23 protein-coding genes and 2 riboswitches are annotated in these 24,371 nt (G+C 69.1%); of the genes, 16 read left to right on the top strand and 7 right to left on the bottom strand.

Annotated elements, in window-relative coordinates; all coding sequences use genetic code 11:
• Positions 1 to 148 precede the first annotated feature (148 nt).
• The 5 genes from CP983_RS13390 (at position 149) to CP983_RS13370 (ending at position 5,860) form a co-directional block, all read left to right on the top strand.
• Positions 149 to 1,381 carry a L,D-transpeptidase gene (locus tag CP983_RS13390; protein ID WP_150499724.1) on the top strand — a complete coding sequence of 411 codons (1,233 nt, stop codon included), beginning with the start codon at positions 149 to 151 and terminating at the stop codon, positions 1,379 to 1,381.
• A 180-nt stretch (positions 1,382 to 1,561) separates the two neighbouring features.
• Positions 1,562 to 2,803 (top strand): L,D-transpeptidase, encoded by a 1,242-nt coding sequence (locus CP983_RS13385; RefSeq protein ID WP_189749632.1) that lies wholly within the window; start codon positions 1,562 to 1,564, stop codon positions 2,801 to 2,803.
• Between the two features lie 174 nt (positions 2,804 to 2,977).
• The gene (locus CP983_RS13380; RefSeq protein ID WP_030967100.1) at positions 2,978 to 3,745 is read left to right on the top strand and encodes an enoyl-CoA hydratase/isomerase family protein; all 768 of its coding nucleotides are present in this window, start codon (positions 2,978 to 2,980) and stop codon (positions 3,743 to 3,745) included.
• Positions 3,746 to 4,031: 286 nt separating this feature from the next.
• Entirely contained in the window at positions 4,032 to 4,535 is a 504-nt protein-coding gene (locus tag CP983_RS13375; protein ID WP_125529455.1) for an ATP-binding protein, read from the top strand.
• Positions 4,536 to 4,678: 143 nt separating this feature from the next.
• Positions 4,679 to 5,860: a YncE family protein gene (locus CP983_RS13370; protein ID WP_150499723.1), complete on the top strand. Its 1,182-nt coding sequence runs from the start codon at positions 4,679 to 4,681 to the stop codon at positions 5,858 to 5,860.
• Positions 5,861 to 5,899: 39 nt separating this feature from the next.
• Here CP983_RS13370 and CP983_RS13365 read toward each other — a convergent pair whose 3' ends face one another.
• Positions 5,900 to 6,532, bottom strand: a complete 633-nt coding sequence (locus tag CP983_RS13365; protein ID WP_150499722.1) for a GNAT family N-acetyltransferase — start codon at positions 6,530 to 6,532, stop codon at positions 5,900 to 5,902.
• A gap of 65 nt (positions 6,533 to 6,597) precedes the next feature.
• Here CP983_RS13365 and CP983_RS13360 point away from each other — a divergent pair, with 65 nt between their 5' ends.
• Entirely contained in the window at positions 6,598 to 7,545 is a 948-nt protein-coding gene (locus tag CP983_RS13360; RefSeq protein WP_150499721.1) for a MerR family transcriptional regulator, read from the top strand.
• 84 nt (positions 7,546 to 7,629) lie between these two features.
• Complete coding sequence (locus tag CP983_RS13355) at positions 7,630 to 7,848, top strand: EF-hand domain-containing protein (protein WP_107902603.1); 219 nt, start codon at positions 7,630 to 7,632, stop codon at positions 7,846 to 7,848.
• A gap of 42 nt (positions 7,849 to 7,890) precedes the next feature.
• Here CP983_RS13355 and CP983_RS13350 read toward each other — a convergent pair whose 3' ends face one another.
• From CP983_RS13350 to gcvT, 5 genes are all read right to left on the bottom strand, one after another.
• Positions 7,891 to 8,448 (bottom strand): glycoside hydrolase family 25 protein, encoded by a 558-nt coding sequence (locus tag CP983_RS13350; RefSeq protein ID WP_107902601.1) that lies wholly within the window; start codon positions 8,446 to 8,448, stop codon positions 7,891 to 7,893.
• Positions 8,449 to 8,542: 94 nt separating this feature from the next.
• Positions 8,543 to 9,910, bottom strand: a complete 1,368-nt coding sequence (locus CP983_RS13345; RefSeq protein WP_150499720.1) for an L-serine ammonia-lyase — start codon at positions 9,908 to 9,910, stop codon at positions 8,543 to 8,545.
• A 92-nt stretch (positions 9,911 to 10,002) separates the two neighbouring features.
• A complete protein-coding gene (glyA, locus tag CP983_RS13340) occupies positions 10,003 to 11,289 on the bottom strand; it encodes a serine hydroxymethyltransferase (protein WP_150499719.1) in 1,287 nt (428 codons plus the stop codon).
• Between the two features lie 15 nt (positions 11,290 to 11,304).
• A complete protein-coding gene (gcvH, locus tag CP983_RS13335) occupies positions 11,305 to 11,682 on the bottom strand; it encodes a glycine cleavage system protein GcvH (RefSeq protein WP_107902594.1) in 378 nt (125 codons plus the stop codon).
• Between the two features lie 121 nt (positions 11,683 to 11,803).
• A complete protein-coding gene (gcvT, locus tag CP983_RS13330; RefSeq protein ID WP_150499718.1) occupies positions 11,804 to 12,922 on the bottom strand; it encodes a glycine cleavage system aminomethyltransferase GcvT in 1,119 nt (372 codons plus the stop codon).
• Between the two features lie 39 nt (positions 12,923 to 12,961).
• A riboswitch (glycine riboswitch) is annotated at positions 12,962 to 13,077 on the bottom strand.
• A riboswitch (glycine riboswitch) is annotated at positions 13,078 to 13,176 on the bottom strand.
• A gap of 169 nt (positions 13,177 to 13,345) precedes the next feature.
• Between gcvT and CP983_RS13325 the strand changes: the two genes are divergently transcribed.
• The 9 genes from CP983_RS13325 (at position 13,346) to CP983_RS13285 (ending at position 23,161) form a co-directional block, all read left to right on the top strand.
• Positions 13,346 to 14,020, top strand: a complete 675-nt coding sequence (locus tag CP983_RS13325) for an AAA family ATPase (protein ID WP_167537698.1) — start codon at positions 13,346 to 13,348, stop codon at positions 14,018 to 14,020.
• A 79-nt stretch (positions 14,021 to 14,099) separates the two neighbouring features.
• Entirely contained in the window at positions 14,100 to 14,891 is a 792-nt protein-coding gene (locus tag CP983_RS13320; protein WP_150499717.1) for an enhanced serine sensitivity protein SseB, read from the top strand.
• 148 nt (positions 14,892 to 15,039) lie between these two features.
• A complete protein-coding gene (locus CP983_RS13315; RefSeq protein ID WP_107902587.1) occupies positions 15,040 to 15,837 on the top strand; it encodes an enhanced serine sensitivity protein SseB C-terminal domain-containing protein in 798 nt (265 codons plus the stop codon).
• Between the two features lie 360 nt (positions 15,838 to 16,197).
• Positions 16,198 to 17,196, top strand: a complete 999-nt coding sequence (locus CP983_RS13310) for an ABC transporter permease (RefSeq protein ID WP_107905167.1) — start codon at positions 16,198 to 16,200, stop codon at positions 17,194 to 17,196.
• A gap of 27 nt (positions 17,197 to 17,223) precedes the next feature.
• Positions 17,224 to 18,975 (top strand): ABC transporter substrate-binding protein, encoded by a 1,752-nt coding sequence (locus tag CP983_RS13305; RefSeq protein WP_107902585.1) that lies wholly within the window; start codon positions 17,224 to 17,226, stop codon positions 18,973 to 18,975.
• A gap of 93 nt (positions 18,976 to 19,068) precedes the next feature.
• Entirely contained in the window at positions 19,069 to 20,079 is a 1,011-nt protein-coding gene (locus tag CP983_RS13300; RefSeq protein ID WP_107902583.1) for an ABC transporter permease, read from the top strand.
• A complete protein-coding gene (locus tag CP983_RS13295; RefSeq protein WP_150499716.1) occupies positions 20,076 to 21,158 on the top strand; it encodes an ABC transporter ATP-binding protein in 1,083 nt (360 codons plus the stop codon). The genes CP983_RS13300 and CP983_RS13295 overlap by 4 nt, the downstream gene beginning before the upstream one ends.
• 14 nt (positions 21,159 to 21,172) lie before the next feature.
• Positions 21,173 to 22,441, top strand: a complete 1,269-nt coding sequence (locus CP983_RS13290) for an ABC transporter ATP-binding protein (protein WP_373309900.1) — start codon at positions 21,173 to 21,175, stop codon at positions 22,439 to 22,441.
• A gap of 63 nt (positions 22,442 to 22,504) precedes the next feature.
• Complete coding sequence (locus tag CP983_RS13285) at positions 22,505 to 23,161, top strand: trimeric intracellular cation channel family protein (RefSeq protein ID WP_107902577.1); 657 nt, start codon at positions 22,505 to 22,507, stop codon at positions 23,159 to 23,161.
• Here CP983_RS13285 and CP983_RS13280 read toward each other — a convergent pair.
• Positions 23,070 to 24,308: an alpha/beta hydrolase gene (locus CP983_RS13280; protein ID WP_150499714.1), complete on the bottom strand. Its 1,239-nt coding sequence runs from the start codon at positions 24,306 to 24,308 to the stop codon at positions 23,070 to 23,072. The two genes, CP983_RS13285 and CP983_RS13280, sit on opposite strands and share 92 nt — an antisense overlap.
• Positions 24,309 to 24,371: the final 63 nt, after the last annotated feature.

The following is a 24,371-nucleotide window of genomic DNA, read 5'->3' as shown; positions in this document are numbered from 1 at the left end:
CCGGGGCCGGCCGGCCCCCGAGGGGCGCGGGGAACTGCGCGACCGGCCACGACGGACCCGCAGCCGGATCGCCTGGCTGTTGCGGCACACGTCGCGCGGCGCCCCGCACTCACGTTTCCCCGGGGCCGCCCCGGTCGTTGGGGTCTTCGTGAGGCACGTACAAGGGCGCGCGCGGCGCGCGGGGGCCGTATTGGCCGCCGTACTGACATGGGCAGGGCTGCTGAGCGGGGCCGCCGGATGCACGACGGACGGCGGCGCCGTCGACCAGAAGGCGCCGGCGCCCGAGGACGTCATCCGGGTCACTCCCGACGACGGCTCCAAGGGCGCGCGCCCCGACGAGAAACTGCTCGTCCGGGTGCCCAGCGGACGCCTGGAGTCGGTGAAGGTCGTCAAGTCCCAGGACGCCCAGGACACCCCGGTGCCGGGCCGGATCTCCGGGGACGGCCTGCGCTGGGAACCCGAGGACCCCCGGCTCGCGCTGGCCGCCAGATACACGGTCGACGCGGTGGCCCTCGACGCCCACGGCCGCCGCAGCGCACGGCACACGACCTTCACCACGTACGTCCCCGACAAGCGGTTCGTCGGCTACGTCGCCCCGGAGAACCGCTCCACCGTCGGCACCGGCATGATCGTCTCCCTGGAGTTCAACCGGGAGATCGAGGACCGGGCCGCCGTCGAACGCGCCGTCGAGGTCACCGCCGAACCGGCCGTGGACATCCGCCCGCACTGGTTCGGCAAGTCCCGCCTCGACTTCCGCCCCCGGGACTACTGGCAGCCCGGCACCCGCGTCACCGTCGTGCTGCGGCTGCGGGACGTCGAGGGAGCACGCGGGGTGTACGGCCTGCAGCACAAGACGTTCTCCTTCACCGTCGGCCGCCACCAGACATCCCTCGTCGACGCCACCGAGCACACCATGCAGGTCCGCCGCGACGGCGAACTCCTCGCCACCGTCCCCGTCACGGCCGGCGCCCCGAAGATGACCACCTACAACGGCAAGATGGTGGTCACCGAGATGTTCGAGCTCACCCGGATGAACGGCGCCACGGTCGGCTTCAAGAAGAAGGACGGCAAGGGCGAGTACGACATCCCCGACGTCCCGCACGCCATGCGGCTGACCGACTCCGGCACCTTCCTGCACGGCAACTACTGGGCGGACTCCGCCATCTTCGGCCACAGCAACGTCAGCCACGGCTGCGTGGGACTCAGGGACGTCAAGGGCGGCGGATCCGAGACCCCGGCGGGCTGGTTCTTCGACCGCAGCCTGGTCGGCGACGTCGTCGAGGTGGTCCGCAGCAATGACAAAAAGGTCGCTCCCGACAATGGCCTCGGAGGATGGAATATGGGTTGGAAGGAGTGGAAGAGCGGTAGTGCGGTGAAGTAATCGGACAGGGGGGTGAGTTGCGGCGGACGGCCCGGCCGTCGGGCGGCCCGACGATGTTGGAACGGAACGGTGACAAACGCGTGGCGCCGGCAGGCCTGACCTTGTGGTTAATATGCGCCGATGCGCGCAGTGGACGCGCGGGGGCGCGGGTCGGACCAGACCCGGGGAGGGGAGAAAGACTTGAACGTGCGGCCGATATCGGGGGCGTCGGTTGACGGGCGCGGAGGGCGCGGGCGCACCGGCCTTGCGGCACTGGCCGGCGTCCTGCTGATCGCCGTCACCGCGTGCGGCGGGGGCGGCGGTTCGGACACAGGGGCCGGGGACGGCAAGGGCGGGGACTCCAGCACCGCGGAGGCCAAGAAGTCCCAGGCGGTCGTGACCATAGCGCCGGGCGACGGTGCCAAGTCCGTCGACACCAGCGGCGCGCTGAAGGTGACCGCGGCCAAGGGCAAGCTGACGGACGTCGAGGTCAAGGACGCCAAGGGCAACGCGATAGACGGGAAGATATCCGGCGACGGCGGCACGTGGACTCCGTCCACGCACCTCGCCGCCGCGACGAAGTACACGGTGCACGCGGTCGCCAAGGACGCCGACGGCCTGGAGGCCGCCAAGGAGGCCGACTTCACCACCCTGACGCCGAAGAACACCTTCATCGGCCGGTTCACCCCGGAGGACGGCTCGAAGGTCGGCGTCGGAATGCCGTTCTCACTCCGCTTCGACCGGGGCATCACCAACCCCGAGGACGTCGAGAAGGCGATCACCGTCAAGACCGAGCCGGCCGTCGAGGTCGCGGGCCACTGGTTCGGCAACGACCGCCTCGACTTCCGTCCCGAGAAGTACTGGAAGTCCGGCACGAAGGTCACCGTCGAGCTCAACCTCGACGGCGTCGAGGGCCGCGACGGCGTCTACGGCGAGCAGGACAAGAAGGTCACCTTCACGATCGGCCGCAACCAGGTCTCGGTCGTCGACGTGAAGACCAAGAAGATGAAGGTCACCCAGGACGGCAAGGTCGTCAAGACCATCCCCGTCACCACCGGCAAGCCCGGGTACGACACCTGGAACGGCCAGATGGTCATGACCGAGAAGTTCGTCCAGACCCGGATGAACGGCGACACGGTCGGCTACGACGGCGAGTACGACATCGATGACGTCCCGCACGCCACCCGCCTGACCGACTCGGGCACCTTCATCCACGGCAACTACTGGGGCGGCGGCGCCTTCGGCAACTACAACGCCAGCCACGGCTGCATCGGCCTGCGTGACGTCAAGGGCGCGTGGGACAAGAGCACGCCGGCCGCCTGGTTCTTCAACCACTCGATGATCGGCGACGTGGTGGTCGTGAAGAACTCCGCCGACGCGACGGTCGCGCCGGAGAACGGCCTCAACGGCTGGAACATGTCCTGGGAGAAGTGGAAGGCATAACTCCCCCAAGACGGCCCGACGGCCCCGGTGCACGACCTCGATGTGAGGTACGGCACCGGGGCCGTCCGCGTTGGTCCCCGTGCTGTGTCTGCCTGAGGGCAACCCCCAGACCCCCGGCCGTGTGTGACTGACCGCACTCCAGCCCGTGCCGTTAGTCCCCGTTAACCTGCCTCCATGACCGTGAATCTCGAAGTCGCCGAAGGTGTCGGTACCCTCCGCCTCGACCGCCCGCCCATGAACGCGCTGGACGTCGCCACCCAGGACAGGCTCAAGGAGCTCGCCGAGGAGGCGACCCGGCGTGACGACGTGCGGGCCGTGGTGATCTACGGCGGGGAGAAGGTGTTCGCGGCGGGCGCGGACATCAAGGAGATGCAGGCCATGGACCACACCGCGATGGTCCTGCGCGCCCGGGGCCTGCAGGAGTCGTTCACCGCGGTGGCCCGGATCCCGAAGCCGGTCGTGGCGGCCGTGACCGGCTACGCGCTCGGCGGCGGCTGCGAGTTGGCGCTCTGCGCGGACTTCCGTATCGCCGCGGACAACGCCAAGCTCGGCCAGCCGGAGATCCTGCTCGGCCTGATCCCGGGCGCCGGCGGCACCCAGCGGCTGGCCCGGCTGATCGGCCCGTCCAAGGCGAAGGACCTGATCTTCACGGGCCGTATGGTCAAGGCCGACGAGGCGCGGGAGCTGGGCCTCGTGGACCGTGTCGTCGCCGCGGACCAGGTCTACGCCGAGGCGCACGCCTGGGCAGCGAAGCTGGCGCAGGGTCCGGCGATCGCGCTGCGCGCGGCGAAGGAGTCGATCGACACGGGCCTGGAGACGGACATCGAGACGGGCCTCGCGGTCGAGCGCGGCTGGTTCGCCGGGCTGTTCGCGACGGAGGACCGGGAGCGGGGCATGCGCAGCTTCGTCGAGGAAGGGCCGGGCAAGGCCAAGTTCCTCTGAATCTCACATCTGAAACTCCCCCGAACCACTTGCAATTGACGGAGTGTCTGACCCGGGTCCCTCGATGGGGCGGTTTATGGCAGTCTTAAGGCAACCTTAAGCGTGCCTTGTCGAGGGAGCCCGTCGATTGCCTCCAGCAGACCCTTCGTCGCAGGTCGGACGGGCTGTTGAGGACTCCGAACTGCCACCGTCATATGCCAAGGGGTCGGTGCGGAATGAAGGCTTCCGGGGGGTGTATTCCTCCGGAACGGCCCCGGAGGACCGTGCGGGCGGCCATGATGGGGGCATGGCGGGGCTGGAGGGTGTCGAACACCCGCGGGGAAACGGCCGTGCGACTGCGGCGCGCTGGTCGCCGGCGGTCGAGGACGAAGCTGCCTCAAAGGCGCTGGAACTGTTCGGAAATCCTACGGAGGCGGAAGTTCCGCTGCCCTCCCGACCGGAATCCGCCGCGACCGCGCGCCGGCTCGCGCAAGTGGTGGTTCTGCGCCAGTGGGGCCTCACCCCCAAGATGACCGAGGACGCGGTCCTGCTCGTCTCGGAACTCGTCGGCAACGCCGTCCGCCACACCGGCGCCCGCGTCTTCGGCTTACGGATGCGCCGCCGCCGGGGCTGGATCCGTATCGAGGTCCGGGACCCCTCTCGCGGACTGCCCTGTCTGATGCCGGTCCAGGAGATGGACGTCAGCGGCCGCGGCCTGTTCCTCGTCGACAAGCTCTCCGACCGCTGGGGCGTGGACCTGCTGCCGCGCGGCAAGACGACGTGGTTCGAGATGCGGGTGGCGGACCGCTAGCGGGCGGGGTCGAAGAGGCGGCGTTCCGGGGCCGGTCACGGCGACCCGTGACTTGGGGCCAATCGGGTAAATGGCGTGGTTTTCGGCGTAATACTCATTAAATAGTGCGGCGCCCCCACCCCGCCGCACCGGAAGAACTGCCGATGAACCACACCTACCGCACCCTCCTCGCCGGCCTGGCCCTCCTCGCCCTCGCCGCCTGCGGCACCGGCTCTCCCAAGAGCGAGGACCACACCGGGACACCCCGCGGCACCCAGGCCGCCGTTCCCGCCCCGGTGAAGGACGAGCCCGTCAAGGGCCTCCCCGGCATGCCGCCCGTCCTCGACCCGAAGGACGTCTACGCCGCCGACCGCCCGAACCGGCTCTCCCCGGTCGTCAAGGACTTCCCGTCCCGCGTCTACGTCCCGAACAGCGAGTCCGACACCGTCTCCGTCATCGACCCGAAGACGTACGAGGTCATCGAGACCATCCCCGTCGGCCGCCAGCCCCAGCACGTCGTCCCGTCCTGGGACCTGAAGACCCTCTGGGTCAACAACAACCGCGGCCACACCCTCACCCCCATCGACCCGAGGACCGGCAAGGCGGGCGAGGAGGTGGAGGTCCACGACCCCTACAACCTCTACTTCACCCCCAACGGCAAGTACGCCGTCGTCATGGCCTCACTCGACCGCGAACTCGTCTTCCGCGACCCCCACACCATGAAGCGGATCAGAACCGAACCGGTCACCTGCTACGGCGTCAACCACGCCGACTTCTCCCTCGACGGCCGCTACTTCATCGTCTCCTGCGAGTTCAGCGGCGAACTGCTGAAGGTCGACACCGAGAGGATGAAGGTCGTCGCTCAGCAGAAGCTCCCCTTCGACGGCGCCATGCCGCAGGACGTCAAGGTCTCCCCGGACGGCAAGCGGTTCTACGTCGCCGACATGATGGCCGACGGCATGTGGGTGCTGGACGGCGACAAGTTCGACACCCCGAAGCTCCTGCCCACCGGCAAGGGCACCCACGGCCTCTACGTCAGCCGCGACTCACGCGAGATGTTCGTGTCCAACCGCGGCGAAGGCACCGTCTCCGTCTTCGACTTCACCCGGAACAGGCTGACCCGGAAGTGGCACCTCCCCGAGGGCGGCAGCCCCGACATGGGCGGCGTCTCCGCCGACGGCAAGGTGCTGTGGCTCTCCGGCCGCTACGACTCCGAGGTGTACGCCATCGACACCCGCACCGGCGCCGAACTCGCCCGCATCCAGGTGGGCGAGGGCCCGCACGGCCTCGCCGTGTACCCGCAGCCGGGCCGCTACTCCCTCGGCCACACCGGCATCTTCCGCTAGCCGCCGCCCGGCCGGACGCCCTTCACCGGCCGTCGTCGCCTATCGCGTGTGCAGCAGCAGTTCCGCGCCCACCTGCCGATAGCCCGCCGCCTGGAACGTCCGCGCACTGCGGGCGTTCCCCGGTGTGACCTGCGCCCACAGGGGCTCCGTGACGAGATGCCGGGCCGCGGTCACCAGCAGGCGCCCCAGCCCCCGGTGCCGTACCCCCTCGTCCACCTCCACCGAGACCTCCAGCCGCCCGGCGACCCCGCGCCCCATCACCAGCACCCCGCCGTCCGCCGCCCACGCGCGCACGTCGTCGCGCCGGCGTCGGGCATAGCCGACCCGGGAGTGCCCGGCGTCCTCGATCTCCCTCAGCGCGAGCGGGGGCGTGCCCGGCAGCGGTTCGGCGACCAGGACCGCGTCGACGGTCTCCGCCCCGCGCCCGGTCCGCTCCATCAAGGCGGCCAGGAAGCGCGGGTTCATCGGCGCGGCCAGCGCGTCGCAGTCCACCTCGCGCAGGGTGTCGTACACCCACGCCGGGTCCTCGTCGGTGAGGACGACGGAGTGCGCGGTGAAGGCGAGGACGCCCGCGTCGCGCCGGGAGGGCTGGGGGAGGACCGTCGTACGGCCGTCCGCGGGCGGGAAGACGCCCCGCGTCACCGAGTCGAGAATGTCCCGCAGGGTTTCCACGAAGCCCTCTCCCTCCCGTTCGACTCCTTGAGTCTCCACCCAGTGGAAGGCCCACACTCGCAAACATGCTGCGTCATCAGGGGGGACACCCCCCAGACCCCCCGCACGACGGCACCGGACTCTTCACCATCGGCGAGCTGGCCCGGGCCACCGGGCTGACCGTACGGACCATCCGCTACTGGTCCGACGAGGGCGTCCTGCACCCGGTCACCCGCTCCTCCGGCGGCTATCGCCTCTACGACGCCGAGTCCGTCGCCCGCCTGGAGCTGATCCGCACCCTGCGCGAACTGGGTCTGGGCCTGGACGACGTACGGAAGGTGGTCAGCGGCGAGAAGGACGTGGCAGCGGTGGCGGCCACGCACGTCGCCGCCCTGGACGCCCAGATCCGCTCCCTGAAGGTGACCCGTGCGGTGCTGTCGACCGTGGCACGACGCGGCTCGACCACCGAGGAGATGACCTTGATGAATCGACTGGCGCGACTGTCGGCCGCCGAGCGGCGGCGGGTCCTGGAGGAGTTCGTGGACGAGATGTTCCACGGACTGGACACGGCGGACCCGGTGGTCCGCGACCGGATGCGGGAGATGGCCGTGGATCTGCCGGACGACCCGACGTCCGAGCAGGTGGACGCCTGGGTGGAGCTGGCCGAGCTGATCCAGGACCCGCGATTCCGGGCACGGATGCGCAAGGTGGCCGAGTTCAACGCGGCCGGGCGCGGGCCGGAGACGCCGGCCGGGGCGTCGATGTGGTTCTCCCGGAAGCTGGTGCACCTGGCCGCCGAGGCGCTCGGGCGGGGCGTCGACCCCGGGTCGCCCGAGGCCGGGCGGATCCTGCGGGACCTGATCGGTGACGCCGATCCGGCCATGGTGCTGGAACGCCTGACGTCGAGTGTGAGCGACGAGGTCGCCCGTTACCGCGAGTTGCTGTCCGTCGTGAAGGGCCGCGGGCCCGAGTCGGCGTACCGTGCGGAGTTCGCGTGGGTGGTCGCCGCACTGGAGGCGTGCGTGGGCGGCTAATCTGACCGCGGCTAATGTGACCTGCGGCAGCAGGCCAGTACAAACACGACAGACGCGAGTAGACGCGAGTAAAGGGGCGGACCGGTGGCGCACATCGACATCGAGGAAGCACGCAAGCAGTTCGAGCGCATCGATGCGGACGGTGACGGCACCATCACCGCCGCCGAGTTCAAGTCCGCACTCGCGCAGGGCGGCGACTGGAACGTCACCGAGGCGGTCGCCGAGGCGATCATCAGGAGCCGCGACCTCAACGGCGACAAGCTCCTGTCCTTCGACGAGTTCTGGGCCTTCCTGAACAAGTAGCACACCCACGAAGGGGCGCCCTCCTCCCGGGAAGGCGCCCCTTCAGGCGTTCTCGGCCCACTCCCGGAGTGCCGCCTTGCTGGAGAAGTTCGCGACGTTCTTGTCCAGTGGGTTGTCCGTGTACTGGTGGAAGCGCCACTTCGCCTGGATGCGGGGCTTTCCGGCCGTCACGTAGTCGGCGATCCAGAGGCCGTGGCCGGCGTAGGAGGTGGTGTCGACGTTGAGCCAGTAGTGACGGTTGCAGTAGAGCACGACCGGGTTGTTCGGGCGCTTCTCTCGCAACTTGCGGATGAAGAGGTCCTTTTCCGCGTTGCTGGCATGCGTGCCCTCGCTCGTGGTCTCCCAGTCGACGGCGAGGATGTCGCCCGCCTTCTCGGGGGCCTTGCCGACGAAGTAGTCGGCCTGGGCGGAGAGGTTGCCCGGCCAGAGGAAGTGGTAGAAGCCGACCACCAGGCCGGCGTCACGGGCGCGTTTCGTCTGGGCGGCGAGTTTGGGGTTGATGTAGGAACGCCCCTCCGTCGCCTTGATGAAGACGAAGGAGAGGCCGTCGGTGTCGTAGGACGAGGACTGGTACGCGCTTACGTCGATGCCGCGCAGCATGGGGGGACTCCCTGATGTACCGGTGGGGGGACAGGAGTTGGACTGGGTGTATGCCCCACCGTGGCACGGCTGACGCGTTCCTGACGTGGAATTGTCAACATTCGATGATGTTGACCGCGAGCCCTCCCCGCGCCGTCTCCTTGTACTTGACCGACATGTCGGCGCCCGTGTCCTTCATGGTCTTGATGACCTTGTCGAGGGACACCTTGTGGGAGCCGTCGCCGCGCATCGCCATGCGGGCGGCCGTGACCGCCTTCACCGCGGCCATGCCGTTGCGCTCGATGCAGGGGATCTGGACGAGGCCGCCGACTGGGTCGCAGGTGAGGCCGAGGTTGTGTTCCATGCCGATCTCGGCGGCGTTCTCGACCTGCTCGGGGCTGCCGCCCAGGACCTCGGCGAGTGCGCCGGCCGCCATGGAGCAGGCGGAGCCGACCTCGCCCTGGCAGCCGACCTCGGCGCCGGAGATGGAGGCGTTCTCCTTGAAGAGCATGCCGATCGCGCCCGCGGCCAGCATGAAGCGGACCACGCCGTCCTCGTCGGCGCCCGGCACGAAGTTGATGTAGTAGTGCAGGACCGCGGGGATGATGCCCGCCGCACCGTTCGTGGGGGCCGTCACGACGCGGCCGCCCGCGGCGTTCTCCTCGTTCACGGCCATCGCGTAGAGCGTGATCCACTCCATCGCGAGCGCCTTCGGGTCGCCCTCGGAGCGCAGCTTGCGGGCGGTGTTCGCGGCCCTGCGGCGGACCTTCAGGCCGCCCGGCAGGATGCCCTCGCGCGCCATGCCGCGGGACACGCACTCGCGCATCACCCGCCAGATCTCCAGCAGGCCCTCGCGGATCTCCTCCTCGGTGCGCCAGGCCCGCTCGTTCTCCAGCATCAGCGACGAGATCGACAGACCCGTCTCCTGGGTCAGGCGCAGCAGCTCGTCACCCGTGCGGAAGGGGTACTTCAGGACGGTGTCGTCGAGCTTGATCCGGTCCGCGCCGACGGCCTCCTCGTCGACGACGAAGCCGCCGCCCACGGAGTAGTACGTCCTGGACATGAGCTCTTCGCCGGAGGCGTCGAACGCCCACAGCGTCATGCCGTTCGCGTGGTAGGGCAGCGCTTTGCGGCGGTGCAGCACGAGATCCTTGTCGAAGTCGAACGGGATCTCGTGCTCGTCGAGGAGCCTCAGGCGGCCCGACGACTTGATCTTCTCCACCCGCTCGTCGGCGGTCTCCACGTCGACGGTGCGGGGCGAGTCGCCCTCCAGACCGAGCAGCACGGCCTTGGGGGTGCCGTGGCCGTGGCCGGTCGCGCCGAGCGAGCCGTAGAGCTCGGAGCGTATGGAGGCGACGGAGGACAGTACGCCCTCGTTGTGCAGGCGGCGGGCGAACATGCGTGCCGCGCGCATCGGGCCGACCGTGTGGGAGCTGGACGGGCCGATGCCGATCGAGAACAGGTCGAAGACCGAGATGGCCACGGGGACTCCTCAATACGGGGTGGTGCAGAAGGCTTCCGCGGGGTGCCCCGCCCGCTCACTGACCAGTGTGCGGGACACCCCACGGAAAGGAACTACTTGTTCAGAACGGGATAGAGCGGGTGCTTGTCGGCGAGTGCCTTGACCCGGGCCTTGAGTGCGTCGGCGTCGTAGACCGGCTTGAGGGTCTCGGCGATCACGTCGGCGACCTCGGTGAAGTCCTGCGCGGTGAAGCCGCGGGTGGCCAGGGCCGGGGTGCCGATGCGCAGGCCGGAGGTGACCATCGGCGGGCGCGGGTCGTCGGGCACGGCGTTGCGGTTGACGGTGATACCGACCTCGTGGAGGCGGTCCTCGGCCTGCTGCCCGTCCAGGTCGGAGGCGCGCAGGTCGACCAGGATCAGGTGCACGTCGGTGCCGCCCGACAGCACGTTCACACCGGCCTCGCGGGCGTCCGGCGCGGTCAGCCGCTCCGCCAGGATGCGGGCACCCTCGATGGTGCGCTGCTGGCGCTCCTTGAACTCCTCGGACGCGGCGACCTTGAAGGACACCGCCTTCGCGGCGATCACGTGCTCCAGCGGGCCGCCCTGGAAGCCGGGGAAGACCGCGGAGTTCAGCTTCTTGGCGAACTCCTTGCTGCGGGCCAGGATGATCCCGCCGCGCGGGCCGCCGAGGGTCTTGTGGGTGGTGGAGGTGACCACGTCGGCGTGCGGGACCGGGTTCGGGTGCAGCCCCGCGGCGACCAGGCCGGCGAAGTGCGCCATGTCGACCCACAGGTAGGCGCCGACCTCGTCCGCGATCCGGCGGAACGCGGCGAAGTCCAGCTGCCGCGGATACGCCGACCACCCGGCGATGATCACCTTCGGGCGGTGCTCCTTCGCCAGGCGCTCGACCTCGGCCATGTCGACCAGGCCGCTGTCGGTCTCCACGTGGTAGGCGACCACGTTGAACTGCTTGCCGGAGAAGTTCAGCCGCATGCCGTGGGTGAGATGGCCGCCGTGCGCGAGGTCCAGGCCCAGGATCGTGTCGCCGGGCTGGGCGATCGCGAACAGCGCCGCCTGGTTCGCGGAGGCACCCGAGTGCGGCTGCACATTGGCGTACTCGGCGCCGAACAGCTCCTTGACCCGGTCGATCGCGATCTGCTCGGCGACATCGACATGCTCACAGCCGCCGTAGTAACGCCGGCCCGGGTAGCCCTCGGCGTACTTGTTCGTGGCGACCGAGCCCTGCGCCTCCATGACCGCGACCGGAGCGAAGTTCTCCGACGCGATCATCTCCAGCGTCGACTGCTGACGCTCCAGCTCGGCATCCAGAGCCGCCGCGATCGCCGGATCCAGCTCATGCAGGGGGGTGTTCAGAAGCGACTTGTCAGACGTGTCAGACATAAGGGATACGACTCCTCAGCCGGCGGTGTGGGCGACGTACTCGTCGGCGGAGAGCAGGTCGGCCGGCTCCTCCGTGATGCGTACCTTGAACAGCCAGCCACCCTCGAAGGGGGCGGAGTTCACGAGCGCCGGGTCGTTCACCACGTCCTCGTTGATCTCGGTGACCTCACCGGTGACGGGGGAGTACAGGTCGGAGACGGACTTGGTCGACTCCAGCTCGCCGCAGGTGTCACCCGCGGTCACGGTCGAGCCGACCTCGGGGAGCTGGGCGTAGACGACGTCGCCGAGCGCGTTGGCCGCGAACTCGGTGATGCCGACCGTCGAGACGCCGTCCTCGGCGGTCGACAGCCACTCGTGCTCCTTGCTGTAACGCAGCTGCTGGGGGTTGCTCATGGCCTGAATTCTCCTGTACGCGCGGGAGTGGTGATGAATGAGGGACCGCTGGATACGTGCGTGATCAGCGGAAATGTGCGCAGAGTCACGCGCCTGCCGCTGTCAGTCTCTTCTTGTGGCGTTACTTCTGCCGCTTGTAGAACGGCAGCGCCACGACCTCGTAGGGCTCGTGGCTGCCACGGATGTCCACGCCGACCCCGGCGGTGCCGGGCGCCGAGTGCGCGGCGTCGACGTACGCCATGGCGATGGGCTTGCCCAGGGTGGGGGAGGGGGCACCGGAGGTGACCTCGCCGATGACCTCGCCGCCGGCGACGACCGGGTACCCGGCACGCGGGACGCGACGCCCCTCGGCGACCAGGCCGACCAGCACGCGCGGCGGGTTCTGGGCGGCGCGCTCGGCGGCCTCGGTCAGCGCCTCGCGCCCGACGAAGTCGCCCTCCTTCTCGAACTTCACCACCCGGCCGAGCCCGGCGTCGAAGGGGGTGAGGGCGGTGGTCAGCTCGTGTCCGTACAGCGGCATGCCGGCCTCCAGGCGCAGCGTGTCGCGGCAGGACAGCCCGCAGGGGACCAGGCCGACGCCCTCGCCGGCCTTGGTGAGCGCCTGCCACAGCTCCACGGCGTGCTCCGGCTTCACGAACAGCTCGAAGCCGTCCTCGCCGGTGTAGCCCGTGCGGGCGATGAGGGCGGGGACGCCGGCGACCGTGCCGGGCAGGCCGGCGTAGTACTTCAGGCCGTCGAGGTCGGCGTCGGTCAGCGACTTCAGGATGCCGGGGGACTCGGGGCCCTGGACGGCCAGCAGCGCGTAGGCGTCGCGGTCGTCGCGGACCTCGGCGTCGAAGCCGGCGGATCGTTCCGCCAGGGCGTCGAGCACGACCTGGGCGTTGGAGGCGTTGGCGACGACCATGTACTCGGTCTCGGCGAGCCGGTAGACGATCAGGTCGTCGAGGATGCCGCCGTCGGCCTGGCAGATCATGGTGTAGCGGGCCCGGCCGACGCCGACGGAGGCGATGTTGCCGACGAGGGCGTGGTTCAGCAGCCGGGCGGCGTCCGGGCCGGTCACGGTGATCTCGCCCATGTGCGAGAGGTCGAACAGGCCGGCCTTGGTGCGTACGGCGTTGTGCTCGTCGCGCTCCGAGGCGTAGCGCAGGGGCATGTCCCAGCCGGCGAAGTCGGTCATCGTGGCGCCGAGCGAGCGATGCAGGGCATCGAGCGCGGTACGACGGGGTTCGGTGCTGCTCATCGGTCCGTTGTCTCCCAAAGGCATGACAGGCGAGGTCGTTCCTCCCCATCTGTCATCGGAACCTGAGAGGTTCGCCATGATCCCGGAGACGGTGATCATGGCTTGCACCTTGGGTGGAGCCGCTGTGCACACAGCGACCCGCTTTTCAGATGTGCCTCGCCCGCGCGGTAACGGGGCCTGAGAGATTCAAGGGAGGGACTTGCTCCTTCGGCGCCCCGGCGATGCACTGCCAGGGACTCTCCCGCGCGGATTCAAACGGCCGGTATGCAGTTGGCGCCGCCATCATTGCATGCCGGACCCCGTCGGGGGCAGGCCATCTCTGTAACCGGCTTGTGGCAGGAAGCGAACGAAAAGGAGGAGATCCTCTATTACCTTCTCTTTACGCTCAGTGGGGATGGGGACTCCTGACCCCGGAGGAGGACGATGACGGTGGACCGCACCACGGCGTACGCCACGACCTCGGGCATCGCGCTGCCCAAGCAGCCCGCGGCACCCGGTGTCGAAGCGCACGTCGCGTGCCCCGCACCCGTGGTCCGCGATCTGCGCGACCGCTCCGGCCACAGCCCGCACGCGCTGCTCTTCGGCCCCGAGGACCTCGTCGTCATCACCGGAATGCCCGGCAGCGGCAAGTCGACGCTGATGCGGCGGACGGTGAAGGGCCTGCGCATCGACTCCCAGGACACCCGGGACCGCTGGGACGCCCGGATGCCGGGCTACCTCCCGTACGCCGTCTACCGCCCCCTGGTCCGCCTCGCGCACTACGCCGGGCTGCGCCGCGCGCTGCGCTCCGGCGAGGGCGTCGTCGTGCACGACTGCGGCACGCAGGCCTGGGTGCGCGGCTGGCTGGCCCGCGCGGCCCGCCGTCGGGGCGGCACCCTGCACCTGCTGCTGCTCGACGTGACGCCGGGCACCGCTCTGGAGGGCCAGCGCGAGCGCGGCCGGGGCGTCTCGCGGTACGCCTTCCTGCGGCACCGCCGGGCGGCCTCCCGGCTGCTGCGCTCGGCGGCGAAGGGCGATCTGCCGCAGGGCTGCGGTTCGGCGGTGCTGATCGACCGGGACGCGGCGGACGTGCTGCGCCGGATCGGTTTCACGGGCTGACCGCCCGCAGCCCTGGCGGGGGCGGACACCGGCTAGCCTTCTGAGCCTCAGACGTGGTTCACAGCAGGCGGTCAGACAGATGGACTTCCCAGCGGATCTCCCCGCGGACTTCTCGGCCCGGGCCCACCTCCACCCGCATGGAGGCTGGCCCGGCAATGAACTGGAGGAGGTGCTCTCCGCCTCCCTCGGCATGCCCTCGGCGGGCGCCCGGATCGTCGAGGTGCTGGGCCGCAGCTTCGTCTGGGTGCCCCTGCCCAACGGCGGCGGCCCGGACAGCGGCCCGCTGGACCTGCCCACGGTGGAGATCGAGGGCCAGGCATATGTCCCGGTCTTCAGCTCCGAGGAGCAGTTCCGGCAGGTCGTCGGCTCCCACATGGCGTTCACGGTCGCGCCGGCCGTGGAGTTCGCGCGCGGTCTGCCGCCGCACGTGGGCATCGCCCTGAACCCCGACGGCGTGGTCGGCGTCCCGCTGCCCCCGGCGGCCGTCGCCGAGCTATGCCGGGTGGGCCGCACCCAGCTGGACGGCCCGACCTCCGGCGGCCGGGTCAAGCTCTACGAGCCGGACTGGCAGGAGGACCCGATCGACTTCCTCGCCGCGGCGTCGGCCGAGTTCGCCGCGACCGGCGTGGTCGCGACGGCCCGCCGCTGCCTGGCGACGATCGAGACGGCCGCCCCGGTGATGTTCATAGGCGTCGAACTCTCCCACTGGGAGGGCGACCTGCGCGCCGCCCCCACCGAGGCCCTGGCCCGCGCCCTCACCCGTGCCCCCCTGCCCTGGCAGGTCAACCTGGTCCTCCTGGACGTGGCCCAGGACCCGGTGATCGAGTGGATGCGCGCGAAGGTACGGCCCTTCTACACGCGCGAACTCTGAGAACCTGGGGGCGCGAGGAACTGCGCGACCAGCCCCCACCGGCCCGCAGACAGAAGACCCACCTCAAGTCCCGAGCTCTCCACGGCTCTCCCAGCGGAGCGCCTAAGCTGGGGCTCACAAGCCATGTTTCCCGAAGGGGCGGTAAATCGTGAGCGCGAGCGGCACAACCTCGACCGGGCAGGTCGAGCACATGCTGCGCCAGGTGACGCCCGGGCGCTACGACGCCTACGAGGCCCTCCTGCGGGCCCTCGCCACCCCTTCCACCGGCCAGGTCTGGATGCTGCTCTGGCACGGCCATGCCGGGTCCCCGGACGCCCAGTACGGAAACATGGAGGTCGAAGGGTACGGCTACGCCCCGTGCGTCACCTCCGCCCAGGAGCTCTCCGCCAGCGGCTGGAACCGCAGCTACGAGGTGGTCGACGGCGTCGACGTGGCCCGCACCCTCTACCCGGACCACTACGGCCTCTGGCTGAACCCGCACGCCCCGGGCGGCGGCGTCGGCATCCCCTGGCTCGACCTGCGCCGTATCGCCACGGGCCTGGACCGCCAGCCCGCCGGTCCGCTGCGGCTGTCGGAGCCCGCCATCGAGATCCCGCAGTTCTACGCCATGCTCGCGCAGAACGCCCACCGGACCCAGGCCGTCCGCTCGCTGCGCCGCGCCTGGGTGCAGCCGGCGCTCGGTGCGCCGTATCTCGCCATCGGCCTCGATGTGTACGACACCAGCCCGCCCGCGGTGGACTCGGTGCGCTCGATGATGCTCCAGTCGATCGCCGCGGTCCCGGACGGGCTGCCGGTGTCGACCGTGGCGATGTCCGACGAGGACGATCCGATCGCCATGTGGATGCGCGCGAGCTCCCGTCCGTTCTACGACCGCGAGGCGCACGCCGCACCCGCTCAGGCCCCCGCCGGAGGCTACGGTTACCCACCGGCACAGGGCCGTTACTGATCATCGAACGCGCTAACCTACCGTTCAGTCGGTTTCCCTACTTCGTAGGTGCGCAGGGGCATTGACTGCGGTTTCATAGGCAAATCTCCGCGCGTAGATGTGATCGGAAGGTCCCGGTCCGCCCTCATACGCCCCAACTGACTCGCGTCCGCCGGGCGTTACCCACTGTTCGGATAACGGAACCCCCCAGACAGCATCACGGTTGCGCATACTTTCCCGGCCACCTCTGGCAACAGATCGCCAAAGCGTTGAAGACTCCCCGCAAGACATGGGCCGGTCGGTCCTGTGTACGAGAAAGCAACCGCTACAGCGGCAGCCATGGGGGTCGACAACCGTCGGCCGAGAGGGGTCAATCTCACCGTGACCGCACCGATCGAGACAACGGGAGCGGAGGCCGAAGCGCAGCCCGAGGCCGTGCTCTCCGGAGTCAAGAAGAGCCAGATCGAGGGGCGTTCGCTCTCCCAGATCGCCTGGATGCGCTTCAAGCGGGACAAGGTCGCCATGTCCGGCGGCATCGTCGTCATCTGCCTCGTGCTGATGGCTGTGCTCTCCAAGCCGATCCAGTGGGTCTTCGGCCTCGACCCCAACAAGTTCAACCAGGACCTGATCGACCCGGCCCTGCTCGCCCCCAAGGGCGGCTGGGGCGGAATGAGTTGGGACCACCCCCTGGGCGTCGACCCCCAGTACGGCCGCGACATGCTCGCCCGCATCATCGACGGCTCCTGGGTCTCGCTGCTGGTCGCGGGAGGCGCCACGCTCCTGTCCGTGGTCATCGGCACGGTGCTCGGCATCATCGCCGGGTACTACGGCGGCTGGATCGACAGCGTTATCAGCCGGCTGATGGACACCTTCCTGGCGTTCCCGCTGCTGCTGTTCGCGATCTCGATCTCCGCCTCTGTGCAGGACGGTTTCTTCGGACTCGACGGCCTTTCGCTCCGCATCTGCGTGCTGATCTTCGTGATCGGCTTCTTCAGCTGGCCGTACATCGGCCGCATCGTGCGCGCGCAGACGATGACGCTGCGCCGGCGAGAGTTCATCGAGGCCTCCACGAGCCTCGGCGCCCGCGGGCCGTACATCCTGTTCCGTGAACTGCTCCCCAATCTCGTCGCGCCGATCCTCGTCTACTCGACGCTGATCATCCCGACGAACATCCTCTTCGAGGCTGCGCTGAGCTTCCTCGGAGTCGGTATCGCTCCGCCGCAGGCTTCCTGGGGCGGCATGCTCAGCAACGCTGTCGATCTGTACACCGCAGATCCGCAGTACATGTTCGTGCCCGGATTGGCGATCTTCATCACCGTCCTGGCCTTCAACCTGCTGGGTGACGGGCTGCGTGACGCCCTCGACCCTCGCAGCAAGTGATCCATCGATAGAGGGGGCTTTCCTCAGGTGAAGACGAGAAGGGTGACCGCCGCGATCGCGTCGGTCCTGGCGCTCTCGCTGGGTGCTGCCGCATGTGGTGGCGGGGACGACAGTGACGGCAACGGCGGAGGCAACGGCAAGAAGGACGCCGCGCTGTCCTCCATCGTCAACGCGTCCACGAAGAAGGGGGGGACGGTCACGTACGAGCACTCGGACGTTCCGGACTCCCTGGACCCGGGCAACACGTACTACGGCTGGGTGCAGAACTTCTCCCGCCTCTACGCGCGTGCGCTGACGACGTTCAAGCCGGCCGCCGGCAAGGAGGGCCTCGAGGTCGTTCCCGACCTGGCCGAGGGCCTGGGCAAGCCGAGCGCGGACGCCAAGACGTGGACGTACAAGCTCCGGCAGGGCGTGAAGTTCCAGGACGGCACGCCGATCACGTCCAAGGACGTGAAGTACGCCATCGAGCGTTCCAACTTCGCGCCCGAGGCGCTGTCCAACGGCCCGACGTACTTCAAGGCGTACCTTGAGGGCGGCGACAAGTACAAGGGCCCCTACAAGGACAAGTCCGCGGACGGCATCAAGTCCATCGAGACGCCGGACGACAGCACGATCGTCTTCAAGTTGAAGCAGCCCTTCGCGGACTTCGACTACCTGGCGACGTTCTCGCAGACGGCTCCGGTGCCGCAGGCCAAGGACACGGGCGCGAAGTACGTCCAGAACATCGTGTCCTCCGGCCCGTACCAGTTCGAGTCCTACGAGGAGGGCCGCAGCGCCACCCTCGTGCGCAACAAGAACTGGGACGCCAAGACGGACCCGATCCGCAAGGCGCTGCCGGACAAGGTCACGATCAAGTTCAAGGTCAACCCGGTGACGGTCGACAACGACCTGCTCTCCGACAAGATCACGGTCGACGCGGCGGGCACCGGTGTCCAGCCGGCGACCCAGCCGAAGGTGCTGACCGGCAAGAACGTGGCCCAGACGGACGCCTCGTACGCCGGTGCGACGCAGTACATCGCGCTGAACGTGAACGTGAAGCCGTTCGACAACGAGCACTGCCGCAAGGCCGTGCAGTGGGCCATGGACAAGCAGTCCGTCCAGGACGCGATCGGCGGCTCGCCGAAGGGTGACGTGGCCTCCACGCTGCTGCCCCCGTCGGTGAACGGCTACACCAAGTTCGACACCTACGCCACCGAGGGCAACAAGGGTGACGTCGCCAAGGCCAAGGAAGAGCTGAAGGCCTGCGGCAAGCCGAGCGGCTTCGACACGATCCTGACCGCGCGTTCCGACCGTCCCGCCGAGGTCGCCTCGGCCACGGCGGTGCAGAACTCGCTGAAGAAGGTCGGCATCAACGTCGAGATCAAGCAGTTCCCCTCCGGCAAGTACTTCTCGAACTTCGCCGGTGTCCCGAGCTACGTCCACGAGCACAAGCTCGGCATGCTGTCGATGGCGTGGGGTGCTGACTGGCCGACCGGCTACGGCTTCCTCGACCAGATCATCAACGGTGCGGCCATCAAGCCTTCCGGTGGCAACAACCTGATGGAACTGAACGACCCGAAGATCAACAAGGCCCTCACGGACGCGATCGCCAACACCGACGACGCCGCCCGCACCAAGGCCTGGGGCGAGATCGACAAGATGGTCATGGACAACGCGTCCGTCGTCCCGCTGATCTACCGCAAGAACCTGCTGTTCCGTCCGGAGTCCGCGGCCAACGTCACGGTCACGCAGGCCTACCTCGGCATGTACGACTACACGCTGCTGAGCTCCACCAAGTAGTGGCCGTCAGGCCGGATTCCCTGAAAGGCAGGTGAAGGCACCGGATGGCCGGGGCGGGCACAACCCGCCCCGGCCGTCCGGAGCCGTACAGCTGTGGCTGCGTACATCATCCGACGCGTCTTCGGCGCGGTGCTGTTGCTGCTGGTGGTCAGCGCAGTCACCTTCGCGATCTTCTTCCTCGTGCCAAAGCTCGGTGGCCAGACCGCCGACCAGCTGGCCACTCAGTATGTCGGCAAGGACGCCAACCCCGAGTCCGTCGCCGCCATCAAGCGGAACCTCGGGCTGGACCAGCCCATCGCCGTCCAGTACTGGGACTACATCAAGGGCCTCGTGGTGGGCGCGGACTACAAGTTCGGTCCCGACGCCACCCGTTGCGACGCCCCTTGCTTCGGCTACTCCTTCAAGAGCCACGTCGAGGTGTGGCCCCAGCTGACGGAGCGGATCCCGGTCTCCTTCTCGCTGGCCGTCGGTGCCGCCGTGATCTGGCTGATCTTCGGTGTCACGACCGGCGTCATCTCGGCGCTGCGCAAGGGCAAGCCCATCGACCGCATCTCGATGTTCATCGCCCTCGCCGGCGTCTCCCTCCCGATCTTCTTCACCGGCCAGGTGCTCAACGCCCTGTTCGTGTACGAGATCCCCATCTGGGACGCCATCGAGTACGTACCGTTCACCGAGAACCCAGCCGACTGGGCCTGGCATCTGATCCTGCCCTGGGTCAGCCTCGCCTTCCTCTTCTCCGCGCTGTACGCCCGACTCACCCGGGCGGGCATGCTGGAGACGATGGGCGAGGACTACATCAGAACGGCAAGGGCCAAGGGCCTCAAGGAGACCACGGTCGTCGCCAAGCACGGCCTGCGCGCCGCGCTGACCCCGATCGTCACCATCTTCGGCATGGACTTCGGCACCCTCGTCGGCTCCGCCGTACTCACCGAGACCGTCTTCTCCTTGCAGGGCATCGGTGCCTACGCGGTCCAGTCCATCAAGGACAACGACCTGCCCATCGTGATGGGCGTGACCCTGGTCGCCGCGTTCTTCATCGTCTTCTGCAATCTCGTCGTCGACCTGGTGTACGCCGCCATCGACCCCCGGGTGAGGTACTCGTGAGCAAGCTCGAGAAAGCGGCACTCGGCGAACCCGCCGCTGCCGCCCCGTCCGACACGGACGGCGCCTTCCTTTCGGTACGCGATCTGCGTATCCACTTCAACACGGACGACGGCCTGGTGAAGTCCGTCGACGGCGTCAGCTTCGACGTGCAGCGGGGCAGGACCCTGGGCATCGTCGGCGAGTCCGGCTCCGGCAAGTCCGTCACGTCGCTCGGCGTGATGGGCCTGCACCGCTCGGCCAACGCCAAGGTCACCGGCGAAGTCTGGCTGGACGGCCAGGAACTGATCGCCGCCGACCCCGACGACGTACGCCGGCTGCGCGGCCGCAAGATGGCGATGATCTTCCAGGACCCGCTGTCGGCGATGCACCCGTACTACTCGGTCGGGCAGCAGATCGTCGAGGCGTACCGGGTCCACCACAAGGTCAGCAAGAAGGAGGCCCGCACGCGGGCCATCGAGATGCTGGACCGCGTGGGCATCCCCGAGCCCAACAAGCGCGTCGACGGCTTCCCGCACGAGTTCTCCGGCGGTATGCGCCAGCGCGCCATGATCGCCATGGCGCTGGTGAACAACCCCGAGCTGCTCATCGCCGACGAGCCGACCACCGCCCTGGACGTCACCGTGCAGGCGCAGATCCTCGACCTGATCCGGGACCTGCAGAAGGAGTTCGGCTCCGCGGTCATCATGATCACGCACGACCTCGGTGTCGTCGCGGAGATGGCCGACGACCTGCTGGTGATGTACGGCGGCCGGCCCGTGGAGCGCGGCCCCGCCGAATCCGTCTTCTCCGAGCCCCGCCACCCCTACACCTGGGGCCTGCTCGGCTCGATGCCGCGCCTGGACCGCGAGGACACCGAGCGTCTCATCCCGATCAAGGGCTCCCCGCCCTCGCTGATCAATGTCCCGTCCGGCTGCGCCTTCAACCCGCGCTGCCCGTACGCCGACATCCCGAAGGACAACGTCACCCGCACGGTCCGCCCCGAGCTGACCGAGGTCGGCGAGCGACACTGGGCCGCCTGCCACATGGGCCAGGAGCAGCGGGAGCGTATCTGGACCGAAGAGATTGCGCCGAAGCTGTGAGCGACGAAAAAGCGGTGAAGATCCCCGCGCAGAAGGACAACCTCACGAAAGCCGGCGTCGCCGACGGCGAGGTCCTGCTGAAGGTCGAGGGCCTTCAGAAGCACTTCCCGATCCGCAAGGGGCTGCTCCAGCGGCAGACCGGCGCGGTGCGCGCGGTGGACGGCATCGACTTCGAGGTCCGCAAGGGCGAGACGCTGGGCGTCGTCGGCGAGTCGGGCTGCGGCAAGTCGACGATGGGCCGGCTGATCACCAGGCTGCTCGAACCGACCGGCGGCAAGGTCGAGTTCGAGGGCCGGGACATCACGCACCTCGGCGTCGGGCAGATGCGCCCGATGCGCCGTGACGTGCAGATGATCTTCCAGGACCCGTACTCCTCGCTGAACCCGCGGCACACCATCGGCACGATCGTCGGCGCTCCCTTCAGGCTCCAGGGCGTCTCGCCGGAGGGCGGGGTGAAGAAGGAGGTCCAGCGGCTGCTGTCGGTAGTCGGCCTGAACCCCGAGCACTACAACCGCTACCCGCACGAGTTCTCCGGCGGTCAGCGTCAGCGCATCGGTATCGCGCGCGCCCTCGCGCTCAACCCGAAGCTGGTCGTGGCCGACGAGCCGGTCTCCGCCCTGGACGTGTCGATCCAGGCGCAGGTCGTGAACCTGCTGGACGACCTCCAGGAGGAGCTCGGCCTCACGTACGTGATCATCGCGCACGACCTGTCGGTCGTACGGCACGTCTCGGACCGCATCGCGGTGATGTACCTCGGCAAGATCGTCGAGCTCGCCGACCGCGAGTCGCTCTACACGGCGCCGATGCACCCGTACACCAAGGCCCTGATGTCTGCGGTGCCGATCCCGGACCCCAAGCGCCGTGGCGTCAAGAGCGAGCGGATCCTGCTGCGCGGCGACGTGCCCTCGCCGATCTCCCCGCCGAGCGGCTGCCGCTTCCACACGCGGTGCTGGAAGGCGACGGAGGTCTGCAAGACCACCGAGCCGCCGCTGCTGGAACTGCGGCCCGGCCAGCGTGTGGCGTGCCACCACCCCGAGAACTTCGAGGACCAGCAGCCGCAGGAGACCGTCCTGCTGTCGGTGGCCAAGGAGGCGGCGGAGCTGGTGGCCGACGAGGTGCTCGCGGAGTCGGCGGCCACTTCCGCGGCGGTAGCGGCGGAGGTGGCGGCCACGGAGGCCGACGACGCCGTGTCCGAGGAGGCCGTGTCCAAGGAGACCGTGTCCGAGGACGCACCGGCTGCCGAGGAGGCCGGGGAGGCTTCCTCCGAAACCAGCGAGAAGTAACCCAAGCCGGGCCCCCGCCTTTCTTTGTAAGGCGGGGGCTCTGTGCTGGGTGAGAATGTACGGGTGCTCCAGCAACTGTTCAGCCCGTCCGTCCAGCACACGCTCGACCTGATCGGCATCTTCGTCTTCGCGATCTCCGGCGCCCTGCTGGCCGTCCGCAAGAACTTCGACGTCTTCGGCATAGCCGTACTCGCCGAGGTCACGGCGCTGGGCGGCGGGCTGTTCCGGGACGTGGTCATCGGGGCCGTGCCGCCGGCCGCGTTCACGGACCTTGGGTACTTCCTCACCCCGCTGCTGGCCGCGCTCCTGGTCTTCTTCCTCCACCCGCACGTGGAGCGCATCCAGACCGGCGTGAACGTCTTCGACGCGGCGGGCCTCGGCCTGTTCTGCGTCGCCGGGACGGCGAAGGCGTACGACTACGGCCTCAACCTCACCGCCTCGGTCGCCCTGGGCCTCGCGACCGCCGTGGGCGGCGGTGTACTGCGTGACGTCCTGGCCAACGAGGTGCCCTCACTGCTGCGCTGGGACCGTGACCTGTACGCGGTCCCGGCGATAGTCGGCGCCACGATGACCGTCCTGTGCATCCACTACGACGCCCTGACCCCGCTCACCAGCACGCTCGCGGCCGTCACGGCCTTCGTGCTGCGTCTGCTGGCGATGCGGTTCCACTGGCGAGCTCCGCGTGCCTGGAACCGGCGGTCGACGGTGCGAGAGGAGTAGTCCCGGGCGCCGTACCGGTGCGGTGCTCGTCGCCCATCACCTCGCTCAGCCAGCGGAACGCGGGCACGACCTGCGGCTTCCACAGCGCCATGGTGTGGCCGCCGGCGTCGGTCGGGACGAACACGACGTTCACGGTGGTGGGCGCCTTCGCGATCCGCCGGAGGGCCATGGCGGCCTCGTAGCCGTCGTTCGGCTGACCGGACAGATACAGCGCGACGCGCGGCGGGACGCGGGAGTCCTTCAGCAGTTCGTAGGGGTTGTTCGCGGCCCGCAGCGCCGGGGACCTGCCGGCCAGCGACTGGGGCACCGCGGCGGGGTCGTTGTAGCCGGACATGCTGACCGCGGCCCGGTAGCGGTCGGGGTGGGCGACGGCGAGCTTGGCCGCGCAGTGCGCGCCCGCCGAGTACCCGGCCACCGCCCAGCCGTCCGGCGCGGCCTGGGCCCGGAAGTTGTCCCGGACCATCTTCGGCACGTCGATGCTGAGCCAGCTGTCGGCGTTGACCTTGCCCGGGATGTTCGCGCAGCCGGTGTCCTTGCCGGGCAGCAGGGTGGTGCGCGGCGAGACGATGATGAACGGCTCGATCTGCCCGCTGCGCATCAGCGGCGCGAGCTGCTGGGGCGCGTCCATCGTGCCGTACCAGGCCTTCGACGAGCCCGGATAGCCCGGCAGGACCTCCACGACCGGGAACCTGTGGTTGCGGTAGGCGGGCTGGTGGTACTGCGGCGGCAGCCAGACGTTGACCTCCGCGTGCACTCCGGACACCCGGCCCTTGAGGTGCGTGACGAGCACCCCGCCCTCCGCGCGCATGCCCGGGCCCTTGGCCTGCTTGAAGCTCTGCCGGAGTCTGGGCAGCTTCTCCAGCGAAATCCCGCCGGTGCCGCTCGCCCCGAGGTCGGCGGCCTCGTGCACATGGTCGCTCGTGCCGAGCAGGTCGCCCCAGTTGTCGTACAGCTGGTTGGAGTTGTTGACCAGCGTGAAGACCAGCGCCACGGCCGTGCCCTGGGCGAAGAGCACCATCAGCACCCGGGCGGCGCCCCGCACGATCCTGGGGCCGCCCACCCGTGACCACAGGGCGAGCGGCAGCGCCACGGCGACGACGCACAGGACGACGAGCGTGTAGAGGAACGGGGTCCCGGTGAGACTCATGTCCTGATAGAGGGGGAGATCGGGCCTCGGGTTTCGGGCGAGCCGGACACTTGCCGAAAAGTT

The sequence above is a fragment of the Streptomyces chartreusis genome, assembly GCF_008704715.1.
GTDB lineage: Bacteria > Actinomycetota > Actinomycetes > Streptomycetales > Streptomycetaceae > Streptomyces > Streptomyces chartreusis.
Note: the sequence above shows the minus strand (reverse complement) of the source record. Positions and strands in the feature narration are given on the sequence as shown.